The 23,416-nt window shown below is 69.1% G+C and carries 17 protein-coding genes; 10 read left to right on the top strand and 7 right to left on the bottom strand.

Features of this window, described 5'->3' with window-relative positions; translation table 11 throughout:
• Positions 1 to 186: 186 nt before the first annotated feature.
• Both AL072_RS21405 and AL072_RS21400 read right to left on the bottom strand, forming a co-directional pair.
• Complete coding sequence (locus AL072_RS21405) at positions 187 to 2,535, bottom strand: tetratricopeptide repeat protein (RefSeq protein ID WP_045584232.1); 2,349 nt, start codon at positions 2,533 to 2,535, stop codon at positions 187 to 189.
• A complete protein-coding gene (locus tag AL072_RS21400) occupies positions 2,532 to 3,485 on the bottom strand; it encodes a hypothetical protein (RefSeq protein WP_045584231.1) in 954 nt (317 codons plus the stop codon). Before AL072_RS21400 ends, AL072_RS21405 begins: the two co-directional genes overlap by 4 nt.
• Before the next feature lie 200 nt (positions 3,486 to 3,685).
• On the opposite strand from AL072_RS21400, the gene glgX reads away from it, so the two are divergent.
• From glgX to deoA, 7 genes are all read left to right on the top strand, one after another.
• Positions 3,686 to 5,824 (top strand): glycogen debranching protein GlgX, encoded by a 2,139-nt coding sequence (gene glgX, locus AL072_RS21395; RefSeq protein WP_045584230.1) that lies wholly within the window; start codon positions 3,686 to 3,688, stop codon positions 5,822 to 5,824.
• A 163-nt stretch (positions 5,825 to 5,987) separates the two neighbouring features.
• Complete coding sequence (locus AL072_RS21390; protein ID WP_045584229.1) at positions 5,988 to 7,070, top strand: response regulator; 1,083 nt, start codon at positions 5,988 to 5,990, stop codon at positions 7,068 to 7,070.
• A 107-nt stretch (positions 7,071 to 7,177) separates the two neighbouring features.
• Complete coding sequence (malQ, locus tag AL072_RS21385) at positions 7,178 to 9,373, top strand: 4-alpha-glucanotransferase (protein ID WP_045584228.1); 2,196 nt, start codon at positions 7,178 to 7,180, stop codon at positions 9,371 to 9,373.
• Positions 9,374 to 9,590: 217 nt separating this feature from the next.
• Positions 9,591 to 10,010 (top strand): cytidine deaminase, encoded by a 420-nt coding sequence (gene cdd, locus AL072_RS21380; protein ID WP_045584227.1) that lies wholly within the window; start codon positions 9,591 to 9,593, stop codon positions 10,008 to 10,010.
• A gap of 15 nt (positions 10,011 to 10,025) precedes the next feature.
• A complete protein-coding gene (locus tag AL072_RS21375) occupies positions 10,026 to 10,859 on the top strand; it encodes a purine-nucleoside phosphorylase (protein WP_045584226.1) in 834 nt (277 codons plus the stop codon).
• Positions 10,856 to 11,686: a deoxyribose-phosphate aldolase gene (gene deoC / locus AL072_RS21370; RefSeq protein ID WP_045584225.1), complete on the top strand. Its 831-nt coding sequence runs from the start codon at positions 10,856 to 10,858 to the stop codon at positions 11,684 to 11,686. Before AL072_RS21375 ends, deoC begins: the two co-directional genes overlap by 4 nt.
• A gap of 3 nt (positions 11,687 to 11,689) precedes the next feature.
• Positions 11,690 to 13,009 carry a thymidine phosphorylase gene (gene deoA, locus AL072_RS21365; protein ID WP_045584224.1) on the top strand — a complete coding sequence of 440 codons (1,320 nt, stop codon included), beginning with the start codon at positions 11,690 to 11,692 and terminating at the stop codon, positions 13,007 to 13,009.
• A gap of 66 nt (positions 13,010 to 13,075) precedes the next feature.
• Here deoA and AL072_RS21360 read toward each other — a convergent pair whose 3' ends face one another.
• Positions 13,076 to 14,467 carry a class II 3-deoxy-7-phosphoheptulonate synthase gene (locus AL072_RS21360; RefSeq protein WP_045584223.1) on the bottom strand — a complete coding sequence of 464 codons (1,392 nt, stop codon included), beginning with the start codon at positions 14,465 to 14,467 and terminating at the stop codon, positions 13,076 to 13,078.
• A 272-nt stretch (positions 14,468 to 14,739) separates the two neighbouring features.
• Between AL072_RS21360 and AL072_RS21355 the strand changes: the two genes are divergently transcribed.
• Complete coding sequence (locus AL072_RS21355; protein WP_045584222.1) at positions 14,740 to 16,101, top strand: AmpG family muropeptide MFS transporter; 1,362 nt, start codon at positions 14,740 to 14,742, stop codon at positions 16,099 to 16,101.
• A gap of 46 nt (positions 16,102 to 16,147) precedes the next feature.
• Here AL072_RS21355 and AL072_RS21350 read toward each other — a convergent pair whose 3' ends face one another.
• From AL072_RS21350 to AL072_RS21335, 4 genes are all read right to left on the bottom strand, one after another.
• A complete protein-coding gene (locus tag AL072_RS21350) occupies positions 16,148 to 17,044 on the bottom strand; it encodes a manganese catalase family protein (RefSeq protein WP_245636909.1) in 897 nt (298 codons plus the stop codon).
• A gap of 378 nt (positions 17,045 to 17,422) precedes the next feature.
• The gene (locus tag AL072_RS21345; protein WP_045584220.1) at positions 17,423 to 17,905 is read right to left on the bottom strand and encodes a hypothetical protein; all 483 of its coding nucleotides are present in this window, start codon (positions 17,903 to 17,905) and stop codon (positions 17,423 to 17,425) included.
• A gap of 169 nt (positions 17,906 to 18,074) precedes the next feature.
• On the bottom strand, positions 18,075 to 19,442 hold the full coding sequence (gor, locus tag AL072_RS21340; protein ID WP_045584219.1) for a glutathione-disulfide reductase: 1,368 nt from the start codon (positions 19,440 to 19,442) through the stop codon (positions 18,075 to 18,077).
• A gap of 124 nt (positions 19,443 to 19,566) precedes the next feature.
• Positions 19,567 to 20,070, bottom strand: coding sequence for a flagellar basal body-associated FliL family protein (locus tag AL072_RS21335; protein ID WP_045584218.1), 504 nt, complete (start codon positions 20,068 to 20,070; stop codon positions 19,567 to 19,569).
• Between the two features lie 344 nt (positions 20,071 to 20,414).
• On the opposite strand from AL072_RS21335, the gene AL072_RS21330 reads away from it, so the two are divergent.
• Both AL072_RS21330 and glmU read left to right on the top strand, forming a co-directional pair.
• On the top strand, positions 20,415 to 21,668 hold the full coding sequence (locus tag AL072_RS21330) for a nicotinate phosphoribosyltransferase (protein WP_245636908.1): 1,254 nt from the start codon (positions 20,415 to 20,417) through the stop codon (positions 21,666 to 21,668).
• Between the two features lie 392 nt (positions 21,669 to 22,060).
• Positions 22,061 to 23,413: a bifunctional UDP-N-acetylglucosamine diphosphorylase/glucosamine-1-phosphate N-acetyltransferase GlmU gene (glmU, locus tag AL072_RS21325; RefSeq protein ID WP_045584217.1), complete on the top strand. Its 1,353-nt coding sequence runs from the start codon at positions 22,061 to 22,063 to the stop codon at positions 23,411 to 23,413.
• Positions 23,414 to 23,416 lie beyond the last annotated feature (3 nt).

Below are 23,416 nucleotides of genomic sequence, written 5' to 3'. Positions count from 1 at the left end.
CCCAGGCCTGTTCCACTGTTCCACGGGCCGGATGGGGTTGGCAATGCGGCGGCATTGGAAGGCATTCGGGACCGATCATGGATAGGAATTAGGCGTTAAATCCTATCATGAGCGCCGCCCGCCGATAAGCGCGGCGTAAAAATCCCGGTCGGGTTGCAGGCCGCCGCACTCACCAATCGCCACCCGTCACTCGGCCAGCGCGTACTCATAGGCGGCGAAGGGAAGCGCCGCCAGCACCATGCCGAGCAGCGCGATGTCCAGCAGATCGCGGCTCGTGCGGGGGGCTATTACATTCTGCCAAGCGTCGAGGAAGCCGTCCAGGTCGCCGCCCACGGACTGGCCGAGCCGGCTTCGCAGGTCGCTCCACAGGAGGCCGAGGCCGGTGTCCGCCTCCGGATTGTCCCGCCGGTTCAGCCAGCTTTGGAGATGCCGGGCCGCCTGTTCGGCGACGGGCGAGGACGCGTCCTCGTCGTCGGCGTAATCGGCGTAGGGCGACACCAGCAGCCAGCCAACCGCCGTCAGGGCGCGGTGGTTGGCATCGCCGAAGTCCTGGTACAGCCAGCGCAGGGCCTTGTCGCTCCGGGCATCGAGGGCCAGTTCCAGCCGCAACGGGAAATTCCGTCCGGCGACAGTGCGAAGCCGTGCGGCGTCGATGCCGCCGGCGTCCTTGATCCCATGCCGGCGGGCGATCAACCGGACCAGCGGATTGTTCGGATCGTGTGCCAGCGCCTCGTTCAGCAGTTCCCGTGCCTGTGTCCGCAACTCTTCCGCCCGCTGCCGCGTCATCAAAAGCAGATCCGTGCGGGACAGGGCGGGCGACAGGATGAAGGATGCCCGGAGTGCCGTGCCGTTGGTGAGCAGGGGCGACCATTCGGGGGAAGCCTGCTGGTCGGGAGCCGGGGACGCCGGCTTGCTGCTGTCGGCGCGGACGCGTCCGTCGAGATGGGCTTGAAGCGTTTGCGCACCGGTGTGTTTCAAAGCGCGCAGTTCATCGAGAATGGGAAGCACGTCGTCGCGGCGGTTCAGCCGGAGCAGCAGCAGGCCGAGATCCAGGCGGCACACCGGATCCTGAGGAAACCGCTCCATTGCCTTGCGGTAGAGCGCCTCGGCCTCAGCGTATTGTCCATCGCGGACTAGCAGATTGGCAAATGCGCTGGGGACGGCCTCGTCGTCGGGGAAGCGCGGCAAGGCGCTTTGCAGGAGTGATTGCGCTTCGCTCATGCGGCCCTGGTCGGCCAGCAAGCCGGCTAGCGCGGTAAAGGCGTGTGGGGCTTCCGGATTGCGCTGCATGGTCTGCCGATAGAGCGCTTCCGCTTCCTCGACCCGGCCACGTTTTGCCAGCATGCCGGCCAGGGCGTTTCGGATGGGTGCACTGGCCGGAAGGCGCTCCATCGCCTGCCACAGGATGCTTTCCGCCACATCGCGTTGGCCAAGGCCGTCCGTCGCCTGCGCCCACAAAACCCAACTGTTCTCGTGGTTGGGAACATGGGTCAGTGCGGTGGTCGCCAACCGGGCGGCCAGGACGAAGCCCACCCGTGTCTTTTGCCGGAGCAGGGCATTCCCGACGATGTTCAGGCCGCGTGGCAGCGCGTAGAAATCCTGCTTGATCATGGCATAGCGTTCATGCCGCGCGGTGAAGGCCATGACATCCCGTTCCCAGCTGTTGGGCGGGTTCTTCGCGATGCTCCGCGCCAGAGTATCGGCATCCTGCTTCGTCGGCGCCATTGCCGGTCCGGCTGCTGGCACCGGCTTCTCTGTTTCCCCCACCTCATCGCGCCACCACCCCACGAACGGCCGGCTCGCGTGGGTCTCAACCGCCTCGGCGGTCAGCCGGTGCCAGACCTCCGGCTTACGGTGATGGCGGCCGGTGAAGGCGCGCCACTGCATCACGAAGCGCTCGCGCGCCTCCTCGCTGTCGGGCAGGTGGCGTGCCCAGCGGCACAGCCCTTCCACCCCCTCGGCGACGCGGGGACGGCCGTCCTCGTCGGGCGGCAGGCCGCGCAGACCGGCCAGCCCGACGGACAGGGTCAGGTTGGGCGTGGCGCTGCGCTCCGCCTTGTCGCACAGCGCGTACCACAGCCCGAGGAAGCGCCGCTTGTTCCCCTGGTTGTGCGCCAGCGCCAGCAGGAAGCGCAGCCGCAGGTCGCCCGGCCCGTCGGCGGACAGGTCGCCGGTCCATGTGTCGAAGCGGTCGAATTGGTCGCGCAGCACCGCCCCGACCCGCACCCCCGGCATGCGGGCGGCCATGTCGAAGCCTTCCATCGCAGAGCCGACATAGGCGCCCCAGCCGCGTTTGGCCGCCACCGCCAGCGGTTCGGCCAAACGCTCCTCCAGCCACTGCGCCAGGGCGGCGTCGGCGGCGTCGCGGTCGTCCGCCGTCCCAAGGCTGCGCAGGGCCATCAGCGCGGCGTCATGCGGGTCGCCGCGCTCGAACGGGCTGATGCTGTCGCCCCGGCGGAACAGCCGGTCCAGGCGGCGGAGCGGTTCCTTGCGGAAATCGTCCAGCCAGGCGTCCAAGGTTGGGTAGCTGGTCATGATCCCGTGGCATCCACACCGAACCCGGCCCATCCGGGTTGCGATCTGAGGGCGGTGAGGTGCGCGGCCCGCATGTCCGGTACGGTTGCCCACGGCCCCGTTTCCGTCAACACCACAATCGCCTTCACGTCTTCCGGCCGGTAGGAAATATGGCGGTGGATCATCTCGCAGACCAGGGTACCGCGGGCGGTCAGGTTCACTGCCCGGCCGTAACAGATCGCCGCCCCTTTGGCCGGCACCGGGGACGGGCAGAAATAGGCGTTCAGATGATGGTCGATCACCGTCGGGGCGGCGAAACGGTGGGCGGGATCGACCGATCCCGCTTCGTCCAGCACGCGGGACGCCGGATATTCCATCAGCGCCAGCGCCCGCGGATGGCTCGTGGCGGCGCCCAGATGCCCCAGTCCCAGCAACTCCGGCAGGGCGGTCCACCAGGAGCCGCGCCAGTCGGGCCGCAGATCGTCGAGATCCCCGACGACCGCGGCGAACATCGGCCGCAGGTCGGCGGCTTCATTCCAGGTCTTCAGGAAGGCGGTGAATTCCGCCGACCCGGATTCGAAGGCGGCCTTCAGCCGCTCCGAATCCTTCAGGTCCGCCGGATTGTCGCGGCCGAAGATCCGCTCGGCCCAACCGGTCATGTCCTCCACCCGCACCAGCCGCTCGGCCGGCGCGAGGGTCGGCAGCAGGGCCGGGGCGTTGGCCGCGGCGAAGCAGGCCGGCTCCCCGGTGTCACGGCGGAGGTTGATGTGGTTGGCGACGTAATCCCCGTGTCCGGTCGCGAAATCCTCGGGGTCGGGCGATCCGATCTCGCCTTCGTAATGGGCGATCCGGACGGCGGCGAGCCGGCTTTCCCAGCGGATGTTCTCGGCCTTCGCCCGATCCACCGGCTCCGTCGCCGTCAGCAGGGAATCGACGATGCCGTTCAGGGGGGAGGCGGGGGAGAAGCGCATGCGGTCCGTCCAGATGTCTCCACCCAGAAATAGCCTACGCCCTGGCCGGCCACAAGCGCAGCCTGCATCGGGCGTGCTCCACTCGCGTCGACGGCGCGGCGTCGTTGGGCCGGTCCGGGCCGATCCCTCTTGACCTTGCCGACTAACGCTTTCTAATGGCTGTCGTTCTTTCGTCACCCGCCACGCGCCGGACCCCGCCGATGCCCCCTATTCCCGCCCGCACCCCGGTCTGGCCCGGCAAGCCCCATCCGCTCGGCGCCACCTGGGACGGTTTCGGCGTCAATTTCGCGCTGTTCTCCGCCCATGCCGAACGGGTGGAGCTCTGCCTGTTCGACAAGACCGGCCAGCGCGAGGTCGAGCGGGTCACGCTGCCCGAGCACACCGACGAGGTCTGGCACGGCTACCTGCCCGATGCCCGGCCCGGCATGCTCTACGGCTACCGCGTCCACGGCCCCTACGAGCCGGAGGAGGGGCACCGCTTCAACCCCAACAAGCTGCTGCTCGACCCCTATGCCCGGGCGCTGTTCGGCGGCTTCAAATGGTCGGACGCCCATTACGGCTACCGGGTCGGCTCGACGCGCGAGGATCTGTCGTTCGACCGGCGCGACAACGCCCGCGGCATGCCGAAATGCCGGGTGGTCGACGGCGCCTTCACCTGGGGGCACGACCGCCGCCGGACGATTCCCTGGACCGACACGGTGCTGTACGAGACCCATGTCCGCGGCTTCACCATGCGCCATCCCGACGTGCCGGCCCATTTGCGCGGCACCTTCGCCGGCATGTCGAGCCAGAGCGTCATCGAGTATCTGCGCGCGCTCGGCATCACCTCGGTCGAGTTCCTGCCGGTCCAGGCGGTGGCGGACGAACAGCATCTGGTTACCCGCGGCCTGACCAACTACTGGGGCTACAACACCATCGGCTTCTTCGCGCCCGAGCCGCGCTACATGAACACCGGCGTGCTGTCGGAGTTCAAGACGATGGTCGCCCGCCTGCACGAGGCCGGGATCGAGGTCATCCTCGACGTCGTCTACAACCACACCGCCGAAGGCAACCATCTGGGTCCGACCCTGTCCTTCAAGGGCATCGACAATCTCAGCTATTACCGGCTGATGCCGGACGCGCCGCGCCACTACATCAACGACACCGGCACCGGCAACACCCTGAACCTCAGCCACCCGCGCGTGGTCCAGATGGTGATGGACAGCCTGCGCTACTGGGTGACCGAGATGCATGTCGACGGCTTCCGCTTCGACCTCGCCACCGTGCTGGCGCGGGAACCCTACGGCTACGACCCGGGCTCCGGCTTCCTCGACGCGGTGCGGCAGGATCCGGTGCTGGCCGACGTCAAGCTGATCGCCGAGCCGTGGGACGTCGGTCCCGGCGGCTATCAGGTCGGCAATTTCCCGCCGGGCTGGGCGGAGTGGAACGACCGCTACCGCGACACCGTGCGCCGCTACTGGCGCGGCGACGACGGCATGCTGCCGGAGCTGGCCGGCCGCATCGCCGGTTCCGCCGACCTGTTCGAGAAGCGTGGCCGCCGCCCCTGGTCCAGCGTGAACTTCATCACCGCCCATGACGGCTTCACCCTGCACGACCTCGTCACCTACAACGACAAGCACAACTGGGCGAACGGCGAGGAGAACCGCGACGGCCATTCCGCCAACTGCTCGTGGAACCACGGGACCGAGGGCGAGACCGGCGATGCCGGGATCAACGAGCTGCGCGGGCGGCAGAAGCGCAACCTGCTGGCGACGCTGATGCTGTCGCAGGGCACGCCGATGATGCTGGCCGGCGACGAGCTGGACCACAGCCAGAAGGGCAACAACAACGCCTATTGCCAGGACAACGACATCACCTGGCTCGACTGGTCGCGGCGCGACGGGGCGACGGTCGGCTTCGTCCGCCGGCTGATCGCGCTCAGGCGCGTCCATCCGGTGCTGCGCCGGCCGATCTTCCTGCATGGGCGCGAGGTGGCGTCCAACGGGCTGAAGGACATCGTCTGGTACAATGCGCAAGGGGTCGAGAAGACGGCGGAGCACTGGCGCAACACCCAGGCCCGCTGCATCGTCCTGCTGCTGAACGGCCGCGCCGGCACCCATCTCGGGCCGGACGGGCAGCCCCTGGCGGACGGCGTGATGCTGATCGTGCTGAACGCCCATGGCGACACCCTGACCGTCACCCTGCCCGACGTGCCGGGCGGGCGGGGCTGGCGCTGCGTGCTCGACACCCGCGTCGCCGACGGGGCGGGGGACGAGCGCATGCATCTGGCCGGCCGTTCGGTTCTGGTCGACGGGCGGACCGTCCTGGTCTTCACGCTGGTGGAGCAGGCGGGGATGTGATTGCGGGGAACCCCGGGTGGAGGGGGGGAGGCATATCGTCCCTGCGATCCTTTGCCCACTGTCCTTACCCCTGCCGGAGATGCTACCAGCGACGGGTTGGGACAAGGCGTGCTACGCTGTGGAGCGTGTTCCCCATGGCCGCAGCGGAGCTTCGGGAAGGACGATGCCGGACTACGATTTCTCGCAGGTCGACGCCGCGATCATCGACGGCCAGCTCAACACCGGGCGCGTGTTCCGCGACGTGCTGATCCGCATGGGCTTCCGCCGGGTGGAGCTGTTCGATTCGGTGAAGAACGCCTCCGGGCTGCTGCAGGCCGGCATTCCCGACCTCGTGCTGGTGGACGCCGACGGCGAGGATTCGGAGACCTTCCGCTTCATCCGCGCCCTGCGCAACGATCCCGGCGTGCCCAACCCCTTCGCCTGCGTCATCGTCACCACCTGGGCGCCGACCCCGGCCCTGCTGACCCGCGTCACCAATGCCGGCGGCGACGACCTGCTGATGAAGCCGGTGTCGCCCAAGCAGGTGCGCGACCGCATCGTCAGCCTGATCGAGGCGCGCAAGGGCTTCGTCGTCACCGCCGACTATGCCGGTCCCGACCGCCGCAAGTCGCCGCGCGAAGGGGCGCAGGTGCCGGTGCTGGACGCCCCCAACACCCTGCGGCTGAAGGCGACCGGCCAATGGACCCAGTCCGGCGCCCGCATGCTGCTGAACGAGGCGATCGCCGCCGTCGTCACCCAGAAGCGGCTGCGCGCCAGCATCCAGGTCGCCTTCCTCGTCGAATTCGCCCTGCCGGGTCTGGCGCGGCCGGTGCCGGACCGGATGGCGGTCGATCATGTCGGCCGCATCGGCGGATTCCTGGACGACCTGCTGCGCCGGCTGGGCGAGGACGGCGACCATGCGCCCGTCGAGGCGGTGGCCCGCGCCATCAAGACGCTGGCCGACCGGATCCGCAACGCCGCCGACGGCAGCCCGGTGTCCGCCGGCGACCGCGAGCAGCTGTCGGCCCTGTCGCGCGCCCTGATGCAGGCGGTCGACCCCGACCGCCCGCTGGAGGCGATGACCCGCGAGGTGTCGGCGGCCGTCGCCGGCTACCGCAGCCGGCTGGAGCAGATCGCCCAGGCCAAGGCCGCCGCCGCCGCATCGGCCCTGGCGGCGCAGGCCGATGCGTCCACTGTCTCCTCCACCGCCGCGGCCCCGCCGCCTTTGGCCGAATCGGCGGCGGCCTCCGCCCTTCCGGCCGGGTGAGCAGTCTTGCCGACGGCATAGGCCGCCGGCAAGGCATTGACGCCGCCTGCCGCAGCACCGATCCCTAAGCCCCATCACGATGTCCGAACAACCCGCGGGGACCCTGCATGAGTGATCTCGACCGGCTGGCCGATCTGCTTGGCCTCGAAGCCCTCTACCACGACATCTGGGGCAACCGGCGCGAGACGTCCGCCGCCACCAAGCGGGCGCTGGTGGGGGCCATGGGGCTGGATGCGGACACCGCGGAAGCGGTCGCCGCCAGCCTCCGCATCATGGAGCGGCGGGCCTGGGACCGTCCGCTGCCGCCGGTGCTGGTCAGCGGGGAGGGGCAGGCGATCGACTTGGGCGTCGCCCTGCCTGCCGGCCTCGACGACGCGGTGCTGGTGTGGGAACTGACGCCGGAGGACGGCATCGCCCAGGGCGGCCGGACGGCGGTGCACGACCTGCCGGTGGTCGACCGCGCCAGCCTGGACGGCGGCGCCTTCGAGCGCCGCGCGCTGGGCGCCCTGCTGCCGGTGTCGCTGCCGATCGGCTACCACCGGTTGGAGTTGCGCGTGGAGTCCGCTGCGGGAGGAGTCGCACTCTCCGGCTCCACCACCCTGATCGTGGCGCCAGAGCGCTGCGTGACGGTCGAGGAGATGGTCCCCGCCGGGCGGACGTGGGGCATCGGCCTGCAGGTCTATTCCCTGCGCTCCGACCATGATTGGGGCATGGGCGATTTCGGCGACCTCGCCGGCTTCGCCGAGACCGCCGGCAGGCTGGGTGCCGGGCTGGTCGGGCTCAATCCGCTGCATGCCCTGTTCCCGGCCGATCCGCACCATATCGGCCCCTATTCGCCGTCCAGCCGCCAGTTCCTCAACATCCTCTACATCGACCCGGCGCGGGTCCCCGAGCTGGACGATGCCGGCGACATCCGTGCCCGCATCGCCGATCCGGCCTTCCAGGCAGCGCTGGCCGGGGCGAGGCAGGCGGAGCTGATCGACCATCCCGCCGTCGCCGCGCTGAAGCTGCCGGTGCTGGAGGCGCTCCATGCCCGCTTCCGCGCCCTGCCCGACGAGCACCCGCGCAAGGCCGCCTATTCCGGCTTCCGGCGGGAGATGGGGGCGGCGCTGGAGCGCCATGCCCTGTTCGACGCCCTGCACGAGCATTTCTTCCGCCAGGATCCGGCGCGCTGGATGTGGCGGAGCTGGCCGGCCGCCTTCCAGGATCCGCAGAGCGCCGAGGTCGCGGCCTTCGCCGCCGAAAAGGCCGGCCGGGTCGATTTCTTCGCCTGGGCGCAGTTCGAGGCCGACCGCCAGCTGGGCGAGGCGGCGGCGCGCGGCCGGTCCGCCGGGCTGGCCATGGGCTTCTACCGTGACCTCGCCGTTGCCGTCCATCCCGGCGGCGGGGCCGCCTGGGCCGATCCGTCGATGCTGGTGCAGGGCGCCAATGTCGGCGCCCCGCCCGACCAGTTCAACCTGAAGGGCCAGAACTGGGGGCTGTCGCCGCTGTCGCCGCTCGGCCTGCGCGAGGCCGCCTACCGCCCCTTCGTCGAGCTGCTGCGCGCCAACATGCGCCACGCCGCCGCGCTCCGCATCGACCATGTGATGGCGCTCCAGCATCTGTTCTGGATCCCGGAGGACGGCAGCGACGGCGCCTATGTGGCCTATCCCTTCCACGACCTGCTGCGCATCGTCGCGCTGGAGAGCCGGCGCAACCGCTGCGTCGTGATCGGCGAGGATCTGGGCACCGTGCCGGAGGGCTTCCGCCCGGCGCTGGAGCGGGCCGGCATCCTCAGCTACCGCGTGCTTTATTTCGAACGCGGCGCGGATGGCGCCTTCAAGCCGCCCGGCGACTATCCGGCCGGGTCGATGGCGACGGTCAGCACCCATGACCTGGCACCGTTCAAGGGCTTCTGGACCGGCCGCGACCTCGACTGGCGCCGGCGTCTCGGCCTCTATCCCGACGAGGCCAGCCGGGAGAAGGACCATTGGGACCGCGGCGTCGACCGCTGGCGCCTGCTGCAGGCGCTGTCGCGCGAGGGGCTGCGCCCGGACAGCTACCCGAGCGAGGAGGGCGACCAGCCCTTCCGAGTCGAGCTGTCGGCCGCCGTCCATGCCTATCTGGCGCGCACCCCGTCCCGCATCGTCATGGTGCAGATCGAGGATGCGCTGTGTGACGACGAGCAGCCCAACCTTCCCGGCACCGTCGACCAGCATCCGAACTGGCGCCGCCGCCTGCCGCGCAAGCTGGAGGATCTCGGTGCCGACGGCGATCTCCTCCGGATCGTCGCCCCGGTGGCCGGTGGCTCCTCGCATCGTTGAACTCGGCCGGGATTGTACCGCCTGCTCCAGCACCACCCCCGGCGCAAGCGGCGTCGGGGGTGCGTATCCGCTTGGATAGCAAGAATGTTCCAAGCTCCTTGACCCGGCGCTTTGCCTCCGTCACATCTTTATCGACGCATGCCCGTCCGCTTCCCGGCCGGCGATCGAGCCGCTCACCGTTCCACCGGCATACCACACGTCAAGGAGCGTTGACGCCATGTCCGATCCTGTCGAACTGGACGCCCTGATCGCGGCTGCCCGGACCGCCCGGGAGAACGCCCACGCCCCCTACTCCAAGTTCAAGGTGGGGGCCGCCATCCTCGGCGGATCGGGCCGCATCTTCGCCGGCTGCAACGTCGAGAACGCCGCCTACCCGCAGGGCCAATGCGCCGAGGCGACCGCCATCGGCGCCATGGTCACCGCCGGCGACCGCTGGATCCGCGCCATCCTGGTGATGGGCGGGGAGGCCGGGGCGGAAGAGATCTGCACCCCCTGCGGCGGCTGCCGCCAGCGCATCCGCGAGTTCGCGGCGCTGGAGACGCCGATCCATATCTGCGACCCGGCCGGCCTGCGGCGGACCTTTCCGCTGGAGCGGCTGTTGCCCGAATCGTTCGGCCCCACCAACCTGGTCTTCTGAGCGGAGTTCCCCGACATGACCGCAGCCCGCGCCGCCGCGGACATCCTCCACCGCGCCCCCGGCCACCGGCCGCGGGTGGGCATCGTGCTGGGCTCCGGCCTGGGAGGGATCGCCGACCGCATCGCCGGGTCCGTTGCCATCCCCTACGGCGAGCTGCCGGGCTTTCCCGTGCCCAGCGTGTCCGGCCATGCCGGGCGGCTGGTGGTCGGCACGCTCGGCGGGGTCGAGGTCGCCTGCATGCAGGGGCGCGTCCATGCCTATGAGGGCAACGGCTTCGACGCGCTAAAGACCGCGGTGCGGTCGCTGAAGCTGGCCGGCTGCGATACGCTGGTGCTGACCGCCGCCGCCGGCTCGCTGCGGCTGGAGGTCGGGCCGGGCCGGCTGATGGCGATCAGCGATCACCTGAACCTGCTGGGCTCGAACCCGCTGACCGGCCCGAACGACGAGGCCTTCGGCGAGCGGTTCCCCAGCATGACCGACGCCTGGGATCCGGAGCTTCGCGCCCTGCTGAAGGAGGTCGCGGCCGACCGCGGCATCGATCTGGCGGAGGGGGTCTATGCCGCCTATCCCGGCCCGTCCTTCGAGACGCCGGCCGAGGTGCGGATGATGAGGCTGCTGGGCGCCGACGCGGTCGGCATGTCCACCGTGCCTGAATGCATCGTGGCGCGCCATTGCGGCCTGCGGGTCGTCGGCTGCGCCGTCGTCACCAATCTCGGGGTCGGGCTCGGCGACGGGCCGGTCGACCATCACCAGACGCTGACCGCCGCATCGGCGGCAGCCGCCGACCTCGAACGCCTGCTGGTCGGTTTTCTCGAACGCCTGCATCAGAAGGACGGGTCCCGGTCATGAAGCTGTCTGCCGACCTGCAAAGCGCGCTGGACGCCAGCGCCAACGCCCCGTCCGACGCCGATCTGGCGCGCCGGGCCATCGGGATGCTCGACCTCACCAGCCTGAACGGCGACGACAACGACCGGGTGGTGGAGGCGCTGTGCGCCCGCGCCGTCACGCCGGCCGGGCCGGTCGCCGCCGTCTGCGTCTGGGCGCGCTTCGTGCCGACCGCGCGCAAGGCGCTGGAGGGAAGCGGCGTCAAGGTCGCCACCGTCGTCAACTTCCCCGGCGGCGAGGCCGATGCCGCGGCGGTCGCGGCGGAGACCCGGCGGGCGATCGCCGACGGTGCCGACGAGATCGACGTGGTGCTGCCCTACAAGGCCTTCATCGACGGCGCCCGCACCCAGCCGATGAATGTCGTCAAGGCCTGCCGGGAGGCCTGCGGCGACACGGTGCTGATGAAGGTGATCCTGGAATCGGGTGCCTTCCCCGACGCCGACCTGCTGGCCTGGGCGGCGCGCGACTCCATCGCCGCGGGGGCCGATTTCCTCAAGACCTCGACCGGCAAGACCCAGCCGGCGGCGACCCTGTCGGCCGCGGCGGTGATGCTCGACAGCATCTATGAATCGGGCAAGACGGTCGGTTTCAAGGCGTCGGGCGGCATCCGCGATGCCGGCGAGGCCGCGCGCTATCTGGCGTTGGCCGACCATATCCTGGGCGAGGGCTGGGCGACGCCGCAGACCTTCCGCTTCGGCGCTTCCAGCCTGCTTGATGCGCTGCTGGCCGCCGCCGGTCACGGTGCCGGCCATGGTGGCGAGCGCGAGCCGGCCCCGGCCGGGGGGTATTGAGGGATGCTGCCGCAGGAGTTCGTCCGCGCCAAGCGCGACGGCCAGCCGCTCGACGCCGCCGCGATCGGGGAGTTCGTCCGCGGCATCGCCGACGGCCGGGTGTCGGAGGCGCAGGCCGCCGCCTTCGCCATGGCCGTCTTCTTCCGCGGCATGGAGCTGGAGGAACGGGTGGCGCTCACCCGCGCCATGCGCGATTCGGGCACGGTGATGGAGTGGCGGCCGCTGGGCCTGCCCGGCCCGGTGATCGACAAGCATTCGACCGGCGGGGTCGGCGACAAGGTCAGCCTGATCCTGGCGCCGATGCTGGCGGCCTGCGGCGGCTACGTGCCGATGGTCTCGGGCCGCGGGCTGGGCCACACCGGCGGCACGCTCGACAAGTTCGAGAGCATCCCCGGCTACAAGGCCAAGCCAGACAACGACCTGCTGCGCCGTGTGGTGAAGGAGGTCGGCTGCGCCGTGATCGGCGCCACCGACGACATCGCCCCGGCCGACCGGCGGCTCTACGCCATCCGCGACGTGACAGCGACCGTCGAATCGCTCGACCTCATCACCGCGTCGATCCTGTCGAAGAAGCTGGCCGCCGGGCTGGACGCGCTGGTGATGGACGTGAAGTTCGGCAGCGGCGCCTTCATGCAGCGCCTCCCGGACGCCGAGGCGCTGGCCGAAAGCATCGTCACCGTGTCGAAGGGCGCCGGCCTGCCGGCGGTGGCGCTGCTGACCGATATGAACGAGGTGCTGGGGGCGAGTGCCGGCAACGCGCTGGAGATGCGCGAATGCCTCGCCATCCTGCGCGGCGAGGCGGCCGACCCGCGCCTCTACGAAGTCACCGTGGCGCTGGCGGCGGAATTGCTGGCGGTGAGCGGATTGGCGCCGGACGTCGAGGCGGGCCGGGCGATGGCCGAGCGCGCCGTTGCCGGCGGTGCCGCGGCTGAACGTTTCGCCCGCATGGTCGCCGCGCTGGGCGGGCCGGCCGACCTGCTGGAGCGGCCCGACCGCTATCTCGACCGGGCGCCGATCGTCCGGCCGCTGTTCGCCGCCGGAACCGGCTTTGTGTCGGCCATCGACACGCGCGGCGTCGGCATGGCTGTGGTTGCGCTCGGCGGTGGCCGGACCCGGACGACCGACGCCATCGACTTCGCCGTCGGGTTCGACGCGGTTGCCGGGCTGGGGCAGGCTGTCGGGCCGGGCGGGCATCCGCTGGCCATCCTGCACGCACGCACCGAGGCCCAGGCCGACGAGGCCGAACGCCGTCTGCGCGCCGCCGTCACCGTGGCGGACAGCGCACCGGCCCGAGGGCCGCTGATCGCGAAACGGTTGGGCTGAACTGCATCCATCCTCCTCCGGCCCTTGCGGGGCCGGAGGAGGACGTCGCGGTGACGAAGAACCCCGTTACTCGGCCGCGATGGTGGCGCGGCGCTGGGCCTCGCGGGACTGGCGACCGTCCTTCAGCTTTTCCGACAGCAGGAAGGCCAGTTCCAGCGCCTGGCTGGCATTGAGGCGCGGGTCGCAGGCGGTGTGGTAGCGGAGCGCCAGATTGTGGTCGGTGATCGCCTGGGCGCCGCCGGTGCATTCGGTCACGTCCTGGCCGGTCAGCTCGAAATGGACGCCGCCGGCATGGGTGCCTTCGGCCTGATGCACTTCGAAGAAGCCGCGGGCTTCCGCCAGCACGCGCTCGACCGGCCGCGTCTTGTAGCCGGTGGTCGACTTGATGGTGTTGCCGTGCATCGGGTCGCAGGACCACACCACCGTGCGGCCTTCGCGCTGGACCTTGCGCAGCAGCGGCGGGAACTTCTCCGCCACCTTGTCGGAGCCCATGCGCACGATCAGCGTCAGGCGCCCGGCCTCGTTGGTCGGGTTCAGGATGTCGATCAGGCGGATCAGCTCGTCCGGATCGGTGGTCGGGCCGCATTTCAGGCCGATCGGGTTCTTCACGCCGCGCAGGAACTCGACATGGGCGCCGTCGGGCTGGCGGGTGCGGTCGCCGATCCACAGCATGTGGGCCGACACGTCGTACCAGTCGCCGGTCGTGCTGTCGACGCGGGTCAGCGCCTGCTCGAACGGCAGCAGCAGCGCCTCGTGGCTGGTGAAGAAGTCGGTCTCGCGCAGCTGCGGCGTGGTCTCCGCGGTGATGCCGCAGGCGGCCATGAAGGCCAGCGTCTCGTCCAGGCGGTCGGCCAGCTCCTGGAAATGCTCGCCGGCCGGCGACTTCTCGACGAAGCTCAGCGTCCACTGATGGACCTTGTGCAGGTCGGCGTAGCCGCCCTGGGCGAAGGCGCGCAGCAGGTTCAGCGTCGACGCGGCCTGGGTGTAGGCCTGCATCATGCGCTCCGGATCGGGAACGCGGGCCTCGCTGTTGAAATCGAAGCCGTTGATGATGTCGCCGCGGTATGAGGGCAGCTCAACCCCCTCGATGGTCTCCATGTCGGCCGAGCGCGGCTTGGCGAACTGGCCGGCCATGCGCCCGACCTTGATGACCGGGATCGAGGCGCCGAAGGTCAGCACCACGGCCATCTGCAGCAGGACGCGGAAGGTGTCGCGGATGTTGTTGGGGTGGAATTCGGCGAAGCTCTCGGCGCAGTCGCCGCCCTGCAGCAGGAAGGCCCGGCCGGCGGCGGCATCGGCCAGCTTGGCCTTCAGCCGGCGGGCCTCGCCGGCGAAGACCAGCGGCGGATAGGATGCCAGACGCTGCTCGACCGCCTCGACCTTGGCCTGGTCGGGATAGGTCGGCAACTGCTTCGCCGGTTTCGTCTTCCAACTGGCGGGTGTCCAACGCTCGACCATGACGCGCCTGCTCTTCCTTGACGATTGCGGAACGGGAGCCGGGCGAACGACCGGCGGCTGTGCCCGTGAGGGGTACACTCTATACCGCGAGTCGGGGAAACTTTTCCACAGTTTCGGCCCGCCTTCCGGCAATGCTGTGCCGCGGACATGGGCGGCATGCCACCGCAGGTGATATCGGCCGGAGGAAACTTCGTGCCGGCGCCGCTGGCGGCGCTCCGCCGCGCCCTCTATACATCGGGGATGACGATCCCGACCGGAGAGGAGCCATCCCGGTGAAAGCGACATCCTGGCCGGCCCGGCGACTGACCTCCTGGGGGCAGGCCCTGGCGGTCTACCGCGACCCGCGCGTGCTGACGATCCTGTTCCTGGGATTCTCCGAAGGTCTGCCGCTGGCGCTGACCGGCGCCACGCTGAATGTCTGGCTGACCGAACAGGGGGTCAGCCGGACCAACATCGGGCTGTTCGCCCTGGTCACCATGCCCTATGCGCTGAAGTTCCTGTGGGCGCCGCTGGTCGACCGGATGCGGCTGCCGGTGATGACGCGGTTGTTCGGGCGGCGGCGCGGCTGGGCGTTGACCGCCCAGGCGGCGCTGGTGGCGGCGCTGCTGGGGCTGGGATCCACCAGCCCGGGCGAGGATCTGTGGTGGACCGCGCTGTGCGCCGTGCTGGTCGCCTTCTGCTCCGCCAGCCAGGACATCGTCGTCGACGCCTACCGGGTGGAGGTGCTGGAGGAGCACAAGCAGGCGGCCGGCGCCGCGGTGCTGGTGCTGGGCTATCGCTTCGGGCTGATGGCCGCCGGGGCGGGGGCGCTCTACATCGCGGAGTTCCATGGCTGGCGCACCGCCTACGAGGCGATGGCGGTGCTGGTGCTGGTCGGCATGGCGACCATCCTGCTGTGCCGGGAGCCCGAGGCGCCGGCCGCCAACGCGCGCGAGCGGCTGATCGCCGAATGGCTGCGGGCGCGGCCCCACCTGTCGGGCCGCAGCGCCGTGGCGCTGGCCTGGCTCTATGGCGCGGTGGTTGCGCCCTTCGTCCAGTTCACCGAGCGGCGCGGCTGGGTGGTGATCCTGGCCTTCATCGCCAGCTACAAGCTGGGCGAGGTGCTGGCCGGCCAGATGTCCTCCACCTTCTACATCGGCCTGGGCTTCACCAAGGCGGAGATCGCCACGGTCGGCAAGCTGTTCGGGCTGTGGGCGACGATCGCCGGCGGCCTGCTGGGCGGCCTGCTGGTCGGGAGGGTCGGGGTGCTGCGCGGCCTGATGGTCGGCGGCATCCTGCAGATGGTGTCGAATCTCGGCTATGTCGCGCTGGCCTGGACCGGCAACGACGTCTCGATGCTGGCGGCGACGGTGGCGATCGACAATGTCTGCGGCGGCATCGCCACCGCCGCCTTCGTCGCCTACCTGTCCGGCCTGTGCAACGTCGCCTACACCGCGACCCAGTACGCGTTGCTGTCCAGCCTGTACAAGCTGGGCGGCGACCTGTTCGGCGCGTCGTCGGGCTGGCTGGCCGACCGGATGGATTGGGTCAGCTTCTTCCTGCTGTCGATGGCCGGCGCGCTGCCGGCGCTGTGCCTGCTGGTCTGGCTGATGGGGCTCCGCCGCCGGGAGGAGGCCGCCGTCCCCGCACAGTGACGGGGACGGCGATACCGCAAGCTGCCTGTGGGCGGGCGGGGGCCCGTCAGCCCTTGGCCTTCGCCTTGGTCTTGCCGGCGCCGGGACCGGCGCCGAGGTCGGCGCCGGTGGTCGGATCGGCATCCGGCTTCGACATGGTGCGGGCGGCAACGGCGTTGACCGCCGCCAGCTCCTTCGCCGCCAGCTTCACCGACGGATTGCCGTCGCCGCCGTTGACCGGGCCGTCGGTCGGCTTGACGTCGACGAACTCCCACTGGGCGCCCTGGTTCCAGGGGCCGCGCATGTCGCCGTCGCCATGGCTCATGTTGTAGTATTTGTCGGCATATTCCGGCATGGCCGGCAGCTTGCCCGGCGGGAAGTTGTTCTCGATCGAATAGAGCGCCTTCTCGAAGCTCTTCTGGTGCGCGACCTCGCGGGTCATCAGGAAGCCCAGCGCATCCTTGACGCCGGGATCGCCGGTGACGTTGATCAGGCGCTCGTAGATGATCTTGGCGCGCGATTCCGCCGCGATGTTCGACCGCAGGTCGGCGGTCGGCTCGCCGATGCTGTCGATGTAGCCGGCGGTCCACAGCTGGCCCGCCGAATTGGTCAGGGCCGGGCCGCCGCCATAGAGGATCGAAAGCGTGTGGCTGCCGCTGCCCTGGGTGATGTTGCCGTAGAGCTCGGCCGTTTCCTCGGCGCCTTCGGCCAGCTTGCCCTTCACGCCCTTGGTCAGCATCGCCACCAGCGAGCCGATGACCTCGAGATGGCTCAACTCCTCGGTCGCGATGTCGATCAGCAGATCCTTGCGGCCCGGATCCTCGTCGGACAGGCCTTGCGAGAAATAGCGCATGGCCGCCGCCAGTTCGCCCTGCGGCCCGCCGAACTGTTCCAGCAGCAGGCTGGCGAGTTCCGGATTCGGCTCCGACACGCGCACCGTGTACATCAGGTTTTTGTTATGCATGAACATATGAGGGACTCCTCCCGCTTGGATTGCCAAAGACTGGAGAAATCCGGATCGGCACGTCCCGTCGCAGGACTGCATCGTCGGCGATGCACAAATGGGCGCGATCTTGGAGCCCGGCTGGGGACCAGGCTGGGCAGGGCGATCCGGTTCGTCCATGCCCTTAACCCGGTTTGTTTAGAAGCGTTCCAGGGAAATGTCCCGGATTGGAGTGATATTACGCTTGGCTCGTGTCGGTGACACCATCGGGCGCCTCCCATGCACCTTCGGGCACTCCGGCGGCACGCGGAGCAATGGAGAAACCGGTTCGGATCCGACGGAAGGCGGGAGCGCCGGCGCCACCCGGTCCGATGCTCCCGCCTCCGAAGGGAGCGTGGTTTACTCAGCCTGCGCGCGGCAAGCTTCCAGGGCCGAAATCGCCTTGCGCGTGTCGTCGAGATAATAGGTGTAGGCGTAATCGTCGCCCTTGCCGTCCATCTCCATGTAAAGCTCTTTTCCACTCATGAGAGCGTTGATGGCACTGGAGGTGGCGGGAATGCCGACGGCGGCCATGGTCTTGTCAACGGCGGTGCCGGAAACGGTTTCGCTCCATTTCTTGTCGACTGCCAAGGAAATGGACAGGGATTCCTTTTCCTTGAGCTTCCAGCTCGAGTCGCTGAACACCATCACCATGGCTTGGCCCTTTGCGGTGTAGGCAAGGCCGATCCCGGCAGTGTCCTTCGTCTCCGTTTTCCATTCCTGGGTGATGGCGCAGTCCTTATCGATACTCACGCTCCACACGCCGATTTTGGTTTCCGCCTGGGCGGTGGCGACCGAAGTAAGCGCTGCCATGCTGGCAACCGCTGCGAAAATTGCGCGCATCTTTGGAACCGATCCCCGATTATTATCCACCTGTCCATTCTACGTATGGCATTCGAAGTAAGTCCAGTGCCTCTGCCAAGGGGACGAGAGGGCGGACAACCAGAACCCGGCCGGAGGCGCTCCTTCTCCGGCCGTGGTCCCGGTTGCAGGGGAGCGGGCGCGTCGCCGTTCAGATTTTCACTTCCGGCTTCGCCTTCTCGCGCATCAGCACGAACTCCTCGGCGGTCGAGGGGTGCAGGGCGATGGTGCGGTCGAAGTCGCGCTTGGTGGCGCCGCAATTCAGTGCGATGGCCAGCGGCTGCATCATCTCCGGCGCGTCCATGCCCATCATGTGGCAGCCGAGCACGCGCTGGCTTTCGCCGTCGACCACCAGCTTCATCAGCACCCGCTCGTCCCGGCCGGACAGGGTGTGCTTCATCGGCCGGAAGCCGGCCTTGTAGATGTCGACCTGCGGATATTTGGCGCGGGCCTGCGCCTCGGTCAGGCCGACGGTGCCGAGCGGCGGCAGCGAGAACACCGCGGTCGGGACATTGTCGTAGCCGATGCGCATCGGGTTGTCGTTGAACAGCGTCTCGGCCAGCGCGCGGCCCTCGGCGATGGCGATCGGGGTCAGCGCCATGCGGTCGGTGACGTCGCCGATGGCGTAGATGTTGTCGACGGATGTGCGCGACCATTCGTCCACCGGGATCGCACCCTTGGCGTCCAGGGCGATGCCGACCTCCTCCAGGCCGAGATTGCGGGTGTTGGGGCTGCGGCCGGTCGCGGCCATCACCAGCCCGGCGGAATGCTCGCGCCCCATATGGTCGGTCAAGGTGTAGCCGCCGGCCCCCTTTTCCAGCTTCACCGGTTTGCAGCGCGAGATGATGTTGATGCCGCGCTTGCGCATCTCCTGTGACAGGGCAATGCGGATGTCGTCGTCGAAGCCGTTCAGCAGGTCGTCGCCGCGGATCATCAGGGTCACTTCGGCGCCCAGCCCGCGGAAGATGCCGGCGAACTCGACGGCGATGTAGCCGCCGCCGATGATCAGCACGGAATGGGGCATCGTCTCCAGTTCCAGCGCCTCGTTGGAGGTCGCGGCGAGTTCGATGCCCTCGATCGGCGGCAGCGACGGCCAGCCGCCGGTGGCGACCAGGATGTTGCGCGCGGTGTAGCGCTTGCCGGCCACCTCGACCGTGTGACGGTCGATGATCCGGCCATGGCCCTCGAACAGGGTCACGCCGGAATTCTTCAGCATGTCGATGTAGATGCCATTCAGCCGGTCGATCTCGCGATCCTTGTTGGCGATCAGCGTTTCCCAATCGAAGGCCGGCATGTGCGCATCCCAGCCATAGCCGCGGGAATCCTCGAACCCGTCGCGGAACTGGGCGGCATAGACCAGGAACTTCTTCGGCACGCAGCCGCGGATCACGCAGGTGCCGCCGACGCGGCTGCCTTCGCAGATCGCGACCTTGGCGCCGAAGGACGCCGCGCGCCGGCTGGACGCCACGCCCCCGGATCCCGCTCCGATGGTGAAGAGGTCGAAATCGAACTCGGCCACAGCCGTCTCCTTCCACTCGACATGCTCGATCAGCCCGGTTCCCCGGACCGTTCCCCGATCGACCGGGGGAAAAGCAGGGAACCGGCAGGATATGGGGTGGTGGCGTGGGTTGGGAAGCGCGCCGTCAGCGCAGCAGCATGTCCTGGATCAGCACTTGCCGAAGCTTGAGCGGCCGCATCGTCCTGTTGGCGACGAAGCGCAGCGCGTCCTTGACATAGGCGGGGCCGTCCGCCCCGCGCAGTTCCGCCGGATCGACGTCCAGCAGGCGCTGGTTCATGGCGTCGGCGATGCGGGGCAGGTGTGGGGTCACCGTCTCCAGCGGGGTTGCCGGATCGAACTCCAGCACCGCGCGCAACCGCAATTCGTGCAGGCGGCGGCCATCGTTCAGCGTGACGATCAGCGTCGGCAGGGAGGCATAGACCGCCGGAGCGGGGGCGGCGGCGATCCGGGCAGGGACATAGGCGCCCTGGGCGGGAGCCGGCCGCAGCAGCAGCGCGCCGCCCGCTCCGGCGCCGGCGAATGCCACCATCAGCAGCATCAGCGCGAAAACCAGGCGGTTTCCCGTCCGGTCGAGACTGGAAAGACTGTCGTCGGATCCTGCTTCGGCCGCCGCCGCCGTCTTCGCCATTATGCCCGCAGCCGCCTTGTTGTCGAAGAACGCCGTGAGATGACTTTACTCGTGCGAAAGTGGTGGGTCAAATTAAGGCATTTTAGCGGATTTTTTCTTGGATTGACGAGAGATCGTCCTTGAATGGCCGGTTCGCGAGGGCGGGCCTGGCATCCGGGCACCTTCGCCCGTGGGTGTCGAAGGATCGCACTCCCGTCGAAAACGCAACGCAGCCATCCGTCACGGGTTGACGGGATGGGAGCCTCTTCCCCCGTCCGCCCGGGCCGTATAATGCTGGGATACCAGCACAACCGGCCGTCCATGACAGGGCATGGCAACGTCATGGAGTGGATTGGGGGCGGACGATGCCCGGATTCGGGCGCAAGACACTGGGGCGCAAGACGGGGATGGAAGGCGAGACCGGGATGAACGACACCGACAATCGCACAGCTGGCAACCGCACAGCTGGCAACCCGACGTCCGGAACCGGGCCGGCAGCCCACCACCCATCCTCCGCCGAGATCCCCGACTGGACGGACACATACTTCCGCCGCACCAAGGAGGCGGTCGGCAAGTTCGGCGACAAGACGGTGACCTACGCCATCTTCATGCGCCGGCCGGTGGTCTGCGCGCCGCGGCTGGCGGTGGACTGGCTGGAGGCGGTGGCGCGCGAGCGCAACTTCCCGGTCCAGATCGAGCTGAACTACCCCGAAGGCAAGTGGGTCGGCGCCGGTGAGCCGATCATGTACATCACCGGCTCCTTCTATCATCTGGTCGACTGCGAGACGATCATCCTGCAGAAGCTGGGGCCGGCCAGCGTCGCCGCCTACAACGCCTTCACCATGTGCGCCGATCTGCCGAAGGTCGCCTTCCTAGCCATGGACGCCCGCCATTGCGCCGGTACCGAGATGGCGGAGATGATGGCCTATGCCGCGTCGGTCGGGTCCGCCCGGGCCGGGCGCAAGGTCGGAGCCAAGGGCTTCATCGGCAATGCCACCGATGCCACCGCCTCCTATTTCGGGCAGGAGAAGGGCATGGGCACCATGCCGCACGCCCTGATCGGCTATGCCGGATCGACCGTGCGCGCGGCGGAGATGTTCCACGAGACCTTCCCCGACCTGGCCCTGACCGTGCTCGTCGATTATTTCGGCCGCGAGATCACCGACGGGCTGGAGGTCTGCCGCCGTTTCCCGCAGCTCGCCGCCCAGGGCAGGCTGTCGCTGCGGCTCGACACCCCCGGCGGACGCTTCGTCGAGGGGCTGGACCCGCCGGGATCCTACGCCGTGCTGGAGCGCCACGCCCCGCACGCGATCCGCGGCTATCGCGACGAGACGCAGCTGCGCTACCTGATCGGCACCGGCGTGTCGGCGGCGGCGATCCATTACGTGCGCGAAAGGCTGGACGAGGCCGGCTTCCCGGCGGTGAAGATCGTCGCCAGCAGCGGCTTCGGTCCGGCGAAGTGCCGCCTGATGGCGGAGGCCAACGCCCCGGTGGACGTCATCGGCACCGGCAGCTACCTGCCCGAACGCTGGACCGAGACCTATGCGACCGCCGACATCATCGCCTATGACGGCGAGCGCCGCGTGAAGGTGGGACGCGAGTTCCTGTTCCGGCGATAGGACCGCAGCGGGCGCCGGGCCCGGCTCCGCGATCCAGGTTACCCAGAAATGCCCCGCGGCCCATTGTTGGGTAGCATGTCCCGCGGCCCGATTGGCCGAGTTGACGGCCGGGAAGGGAAACGCTACCTCGGAACTGCCGGCCGACGCAAAGCCGGCAAGCATGAAGCCGTTCGGCGGACAAGCTTCGGAGGCGTTTCTTTATTGCAGATTGAAACAAAAGTTGAGTTGGGCTTCCGCTGCGTACTGTGGCAAACCACTCTCGAAATTGCCGGCGGAGCGGCGCACATTCGGGAAGAGGCGCCGCGAGACGAGGCAGTGATGTCTTAAACCTTTACCGGTTCAAGTACGGCGCCCGCCATCCTTTCCACACAGGTCCGATCAGGAACATCGACATGGCTCATCGTCCGCTCGCCTGCGTGATCCTCGCCGCCGGCAAGGGCACGCGCATGAAATCCGATCTGCCCAAGGTGCTGCACCGGGTGGCCGGCCGGCCGATGGTCGGGCATGTGCTGGCGGCGGTGAAGGCGCTCGACCCCGATCATGTGGTCGTGGTGGTCGGTCCCGGCATGGACAGCGTGGCGGCGGCCGTCGCCCCGTATCCCACCGCGGTCCAGCTCGAGCAGCGCGGCACCGCCGATGCCGTCCGCGCCGCCTTCGGCCTGCTGGAGGGCTTCACCGGCGACGTCATCGTGCTGTACGGCGACACGCCGCTGGTCACGCCCGACACGCTGCGCGCGCTGGTGCAGGCGCGGCGCCAGGCGGCCGATCCGGCGGTCGTCGTGCTCGGCATGCGCCCCGACGATCCCGGCGCCTATGGCCGGCTGATCCTGAACGCCCGCGGCGGGCTGGAGAAGATCGTCGAATATCTCGATGCCAGCGAGCAGGAGCGCGCGGTCGGCCTGTGCAACGCCGGCCTGATGGCGTTCGACGGCGCCCGCATGGTCGAACTGATCGGCAGCGTCGGCAATGTCAATGCCAAGTCCGAATATTACCTGACCGACGTGGTGCAGATCGCGCGCCGCGCCGGCATGGCCTGCGCCGTTGTCGAAGCCGCCCCGGCCGAGGTGGTGGGCGTCAATTCCCGTGCCGAGCTGGCGGAGGTGGAACGGCTGCTGCAGCGCCGGCTGCGCAAGGCCGCCATGGACAACGGCGCCACGCTGATCGACCCCGACAGCATTTTCCTCAGCGCCGACACCCGGCTGGGCCGCGACGTGGTGGTTGGTCCCGGCTGCTTCTTCGGTGCCGGCGTCACCGTCGGCGACCGGGTTGAGATCAAGCCCTACTGCCACCTGGAAGGCGTGCGGATCGACAGCGGCGCCGTCATCGGCCCCTTCGCCCGGCTGCGTCCGGGGGCGGAGATCGGCGCCGACGCCCATATCGGCAATTTCGTCGAGGTGAAGAACGCGGTGATCGAGGCCGGGGCCAAGGCCAACCACCTGAGCTACATCGGCGACGCCCGTGTCGGCGCCAGGGCGAACATCGGTGCCGGCACCATCACCTGCAACTATGACGGCTTCACCAAGAGCCGGACGGAGATCGGTGCCGGTGCCTTCATCGGGTCGAACAGCGCGCTGGTCGCGCCGGTCGTCATCGGCGAGGGTGCAATCGTCGGTGCCGGCAGCGTGGTGACCATGGCGGTGGAGGCGGACGCCCTCGTCGTCGCCCGCGGCAGCCAGAAGGCGTACGCCGGCTGGGCAAGGCGCTTCCGCGAACGGAAGCAAAACGAGAAGGCGAAAAAGGCTTAAGCT

It is taken from the genome of Azospirillum thiophilum, from assembly GCF_001305595.1.
Lineage (GTDB): Bacteria > Pseudomonadota > Alphaproteobacteria > Azospirillales > Azospirillaceae > Azospirillum > Azospirillum thiophilum.
The sequence above is the reverse complement of the archived record's forward strand: the minus strand, read 5'-3'. Positions and strand labels throughout refer to the sequence as shown.

Coding starts and splice junctions, on each gene's coding strand:
- AL072_RS21390 (WP_045584229.1), top strand. CDS start 5,988: ATGCCGGACTACGATTTCTCGCAGGTCGACGCCGCGATCATCGACGGC.
- glgX (WP_045584230.1), top strand. CDS start 3,686: ATGCCCCCTATTCCCGCCCGCACCCCGGTCTGGCCCGGCAAGCCCCAT.
- AL072_RS21405 (WP_045584232.1), bottom strand. CDS start 2,535: ATGACCAGCTACCCAACCTTGGACGCCTGGCTGGACGATTTCCGCAAG.
- glmU (WP_045584217.1), top strand. CDS start 22,061: ATGGCTCATCGTCCGCTCGCCTGCGTGATCCTCGCCGCCGGCAAGGGC.
- AL072_RS21335 (WP_045584218.1), bottom strand. CDS start 20,070: ATGGCGAAGACGGCGGCGGCGGCCGAAGCAGGATCCGACGACAGTCTT.
- AL072_RS21345 (WP_045584220.1), bottom strand. CDS start 17,905: ATGCGCGCAATTTTCGCAGCGGTTGCCAGCATGGCAGCGCTTACTTCG.
- deoC (WP_045584225.1), top strand. CDS start 10,856: ATGAAGCTGTCTGCCGACCTGCAAAGCGCGCTGGACGCCAGCGCCAAC.
- AL072_RS21360 (WP_045584223.1), bottom strand. CDS start 14,467: ATGGTCGAGCGTTGGACACCCGCCAGTTGGAAGACGAAACCGGCGAAG.
- AL072_RS21350 (WP_245636909.1), bottom strand. CDS start 17,044: ATGCATAACAAAAACCTGATGTACACGGTGCGCGTGTCGGAGCCGAAT.
- AL072_RS21330 (WP_245636908.1), top strand. CDS start 20,415: ATGCCCGGATTCGGGCGCAAGACACTGGGGCGCAAGACGGGGATGGAA.
- AL072_RS21400 (WP_045584231.1), bottom strand. CDS start 3,485: ATGCGCTTCTCCCCCGCCTCCCCCCTGAACGGCATCGTCGATTCCCTG.
- AL072_RS21375 (WP_045584226.1), top strand. CDS start 10,026: ATGACCGCAGCCCGCGCCGCCGCGGACATCCTCCACCGCGCCCCCGGC.
- deoA (WP_045584224.1), top strand. CDS start 11,690: ATGCTGCCGCAGGAGTTCGTCCGCGCCAAGCGCGACGGCCAGCCGCTC.
- malQ (WP_045584228.1), top strand. CDS start 7,178: ATGAGTGATCTCGACCGGCTGGCCGATCTGCTTGGCCTCGAAGCCCTC.
- cdd (WP_045584227.1), top strand. CDS start 9,591: ATGTCCGATCCTGTCGAACTGGACGCCCTGATCGCGGCTGCCCGGACC.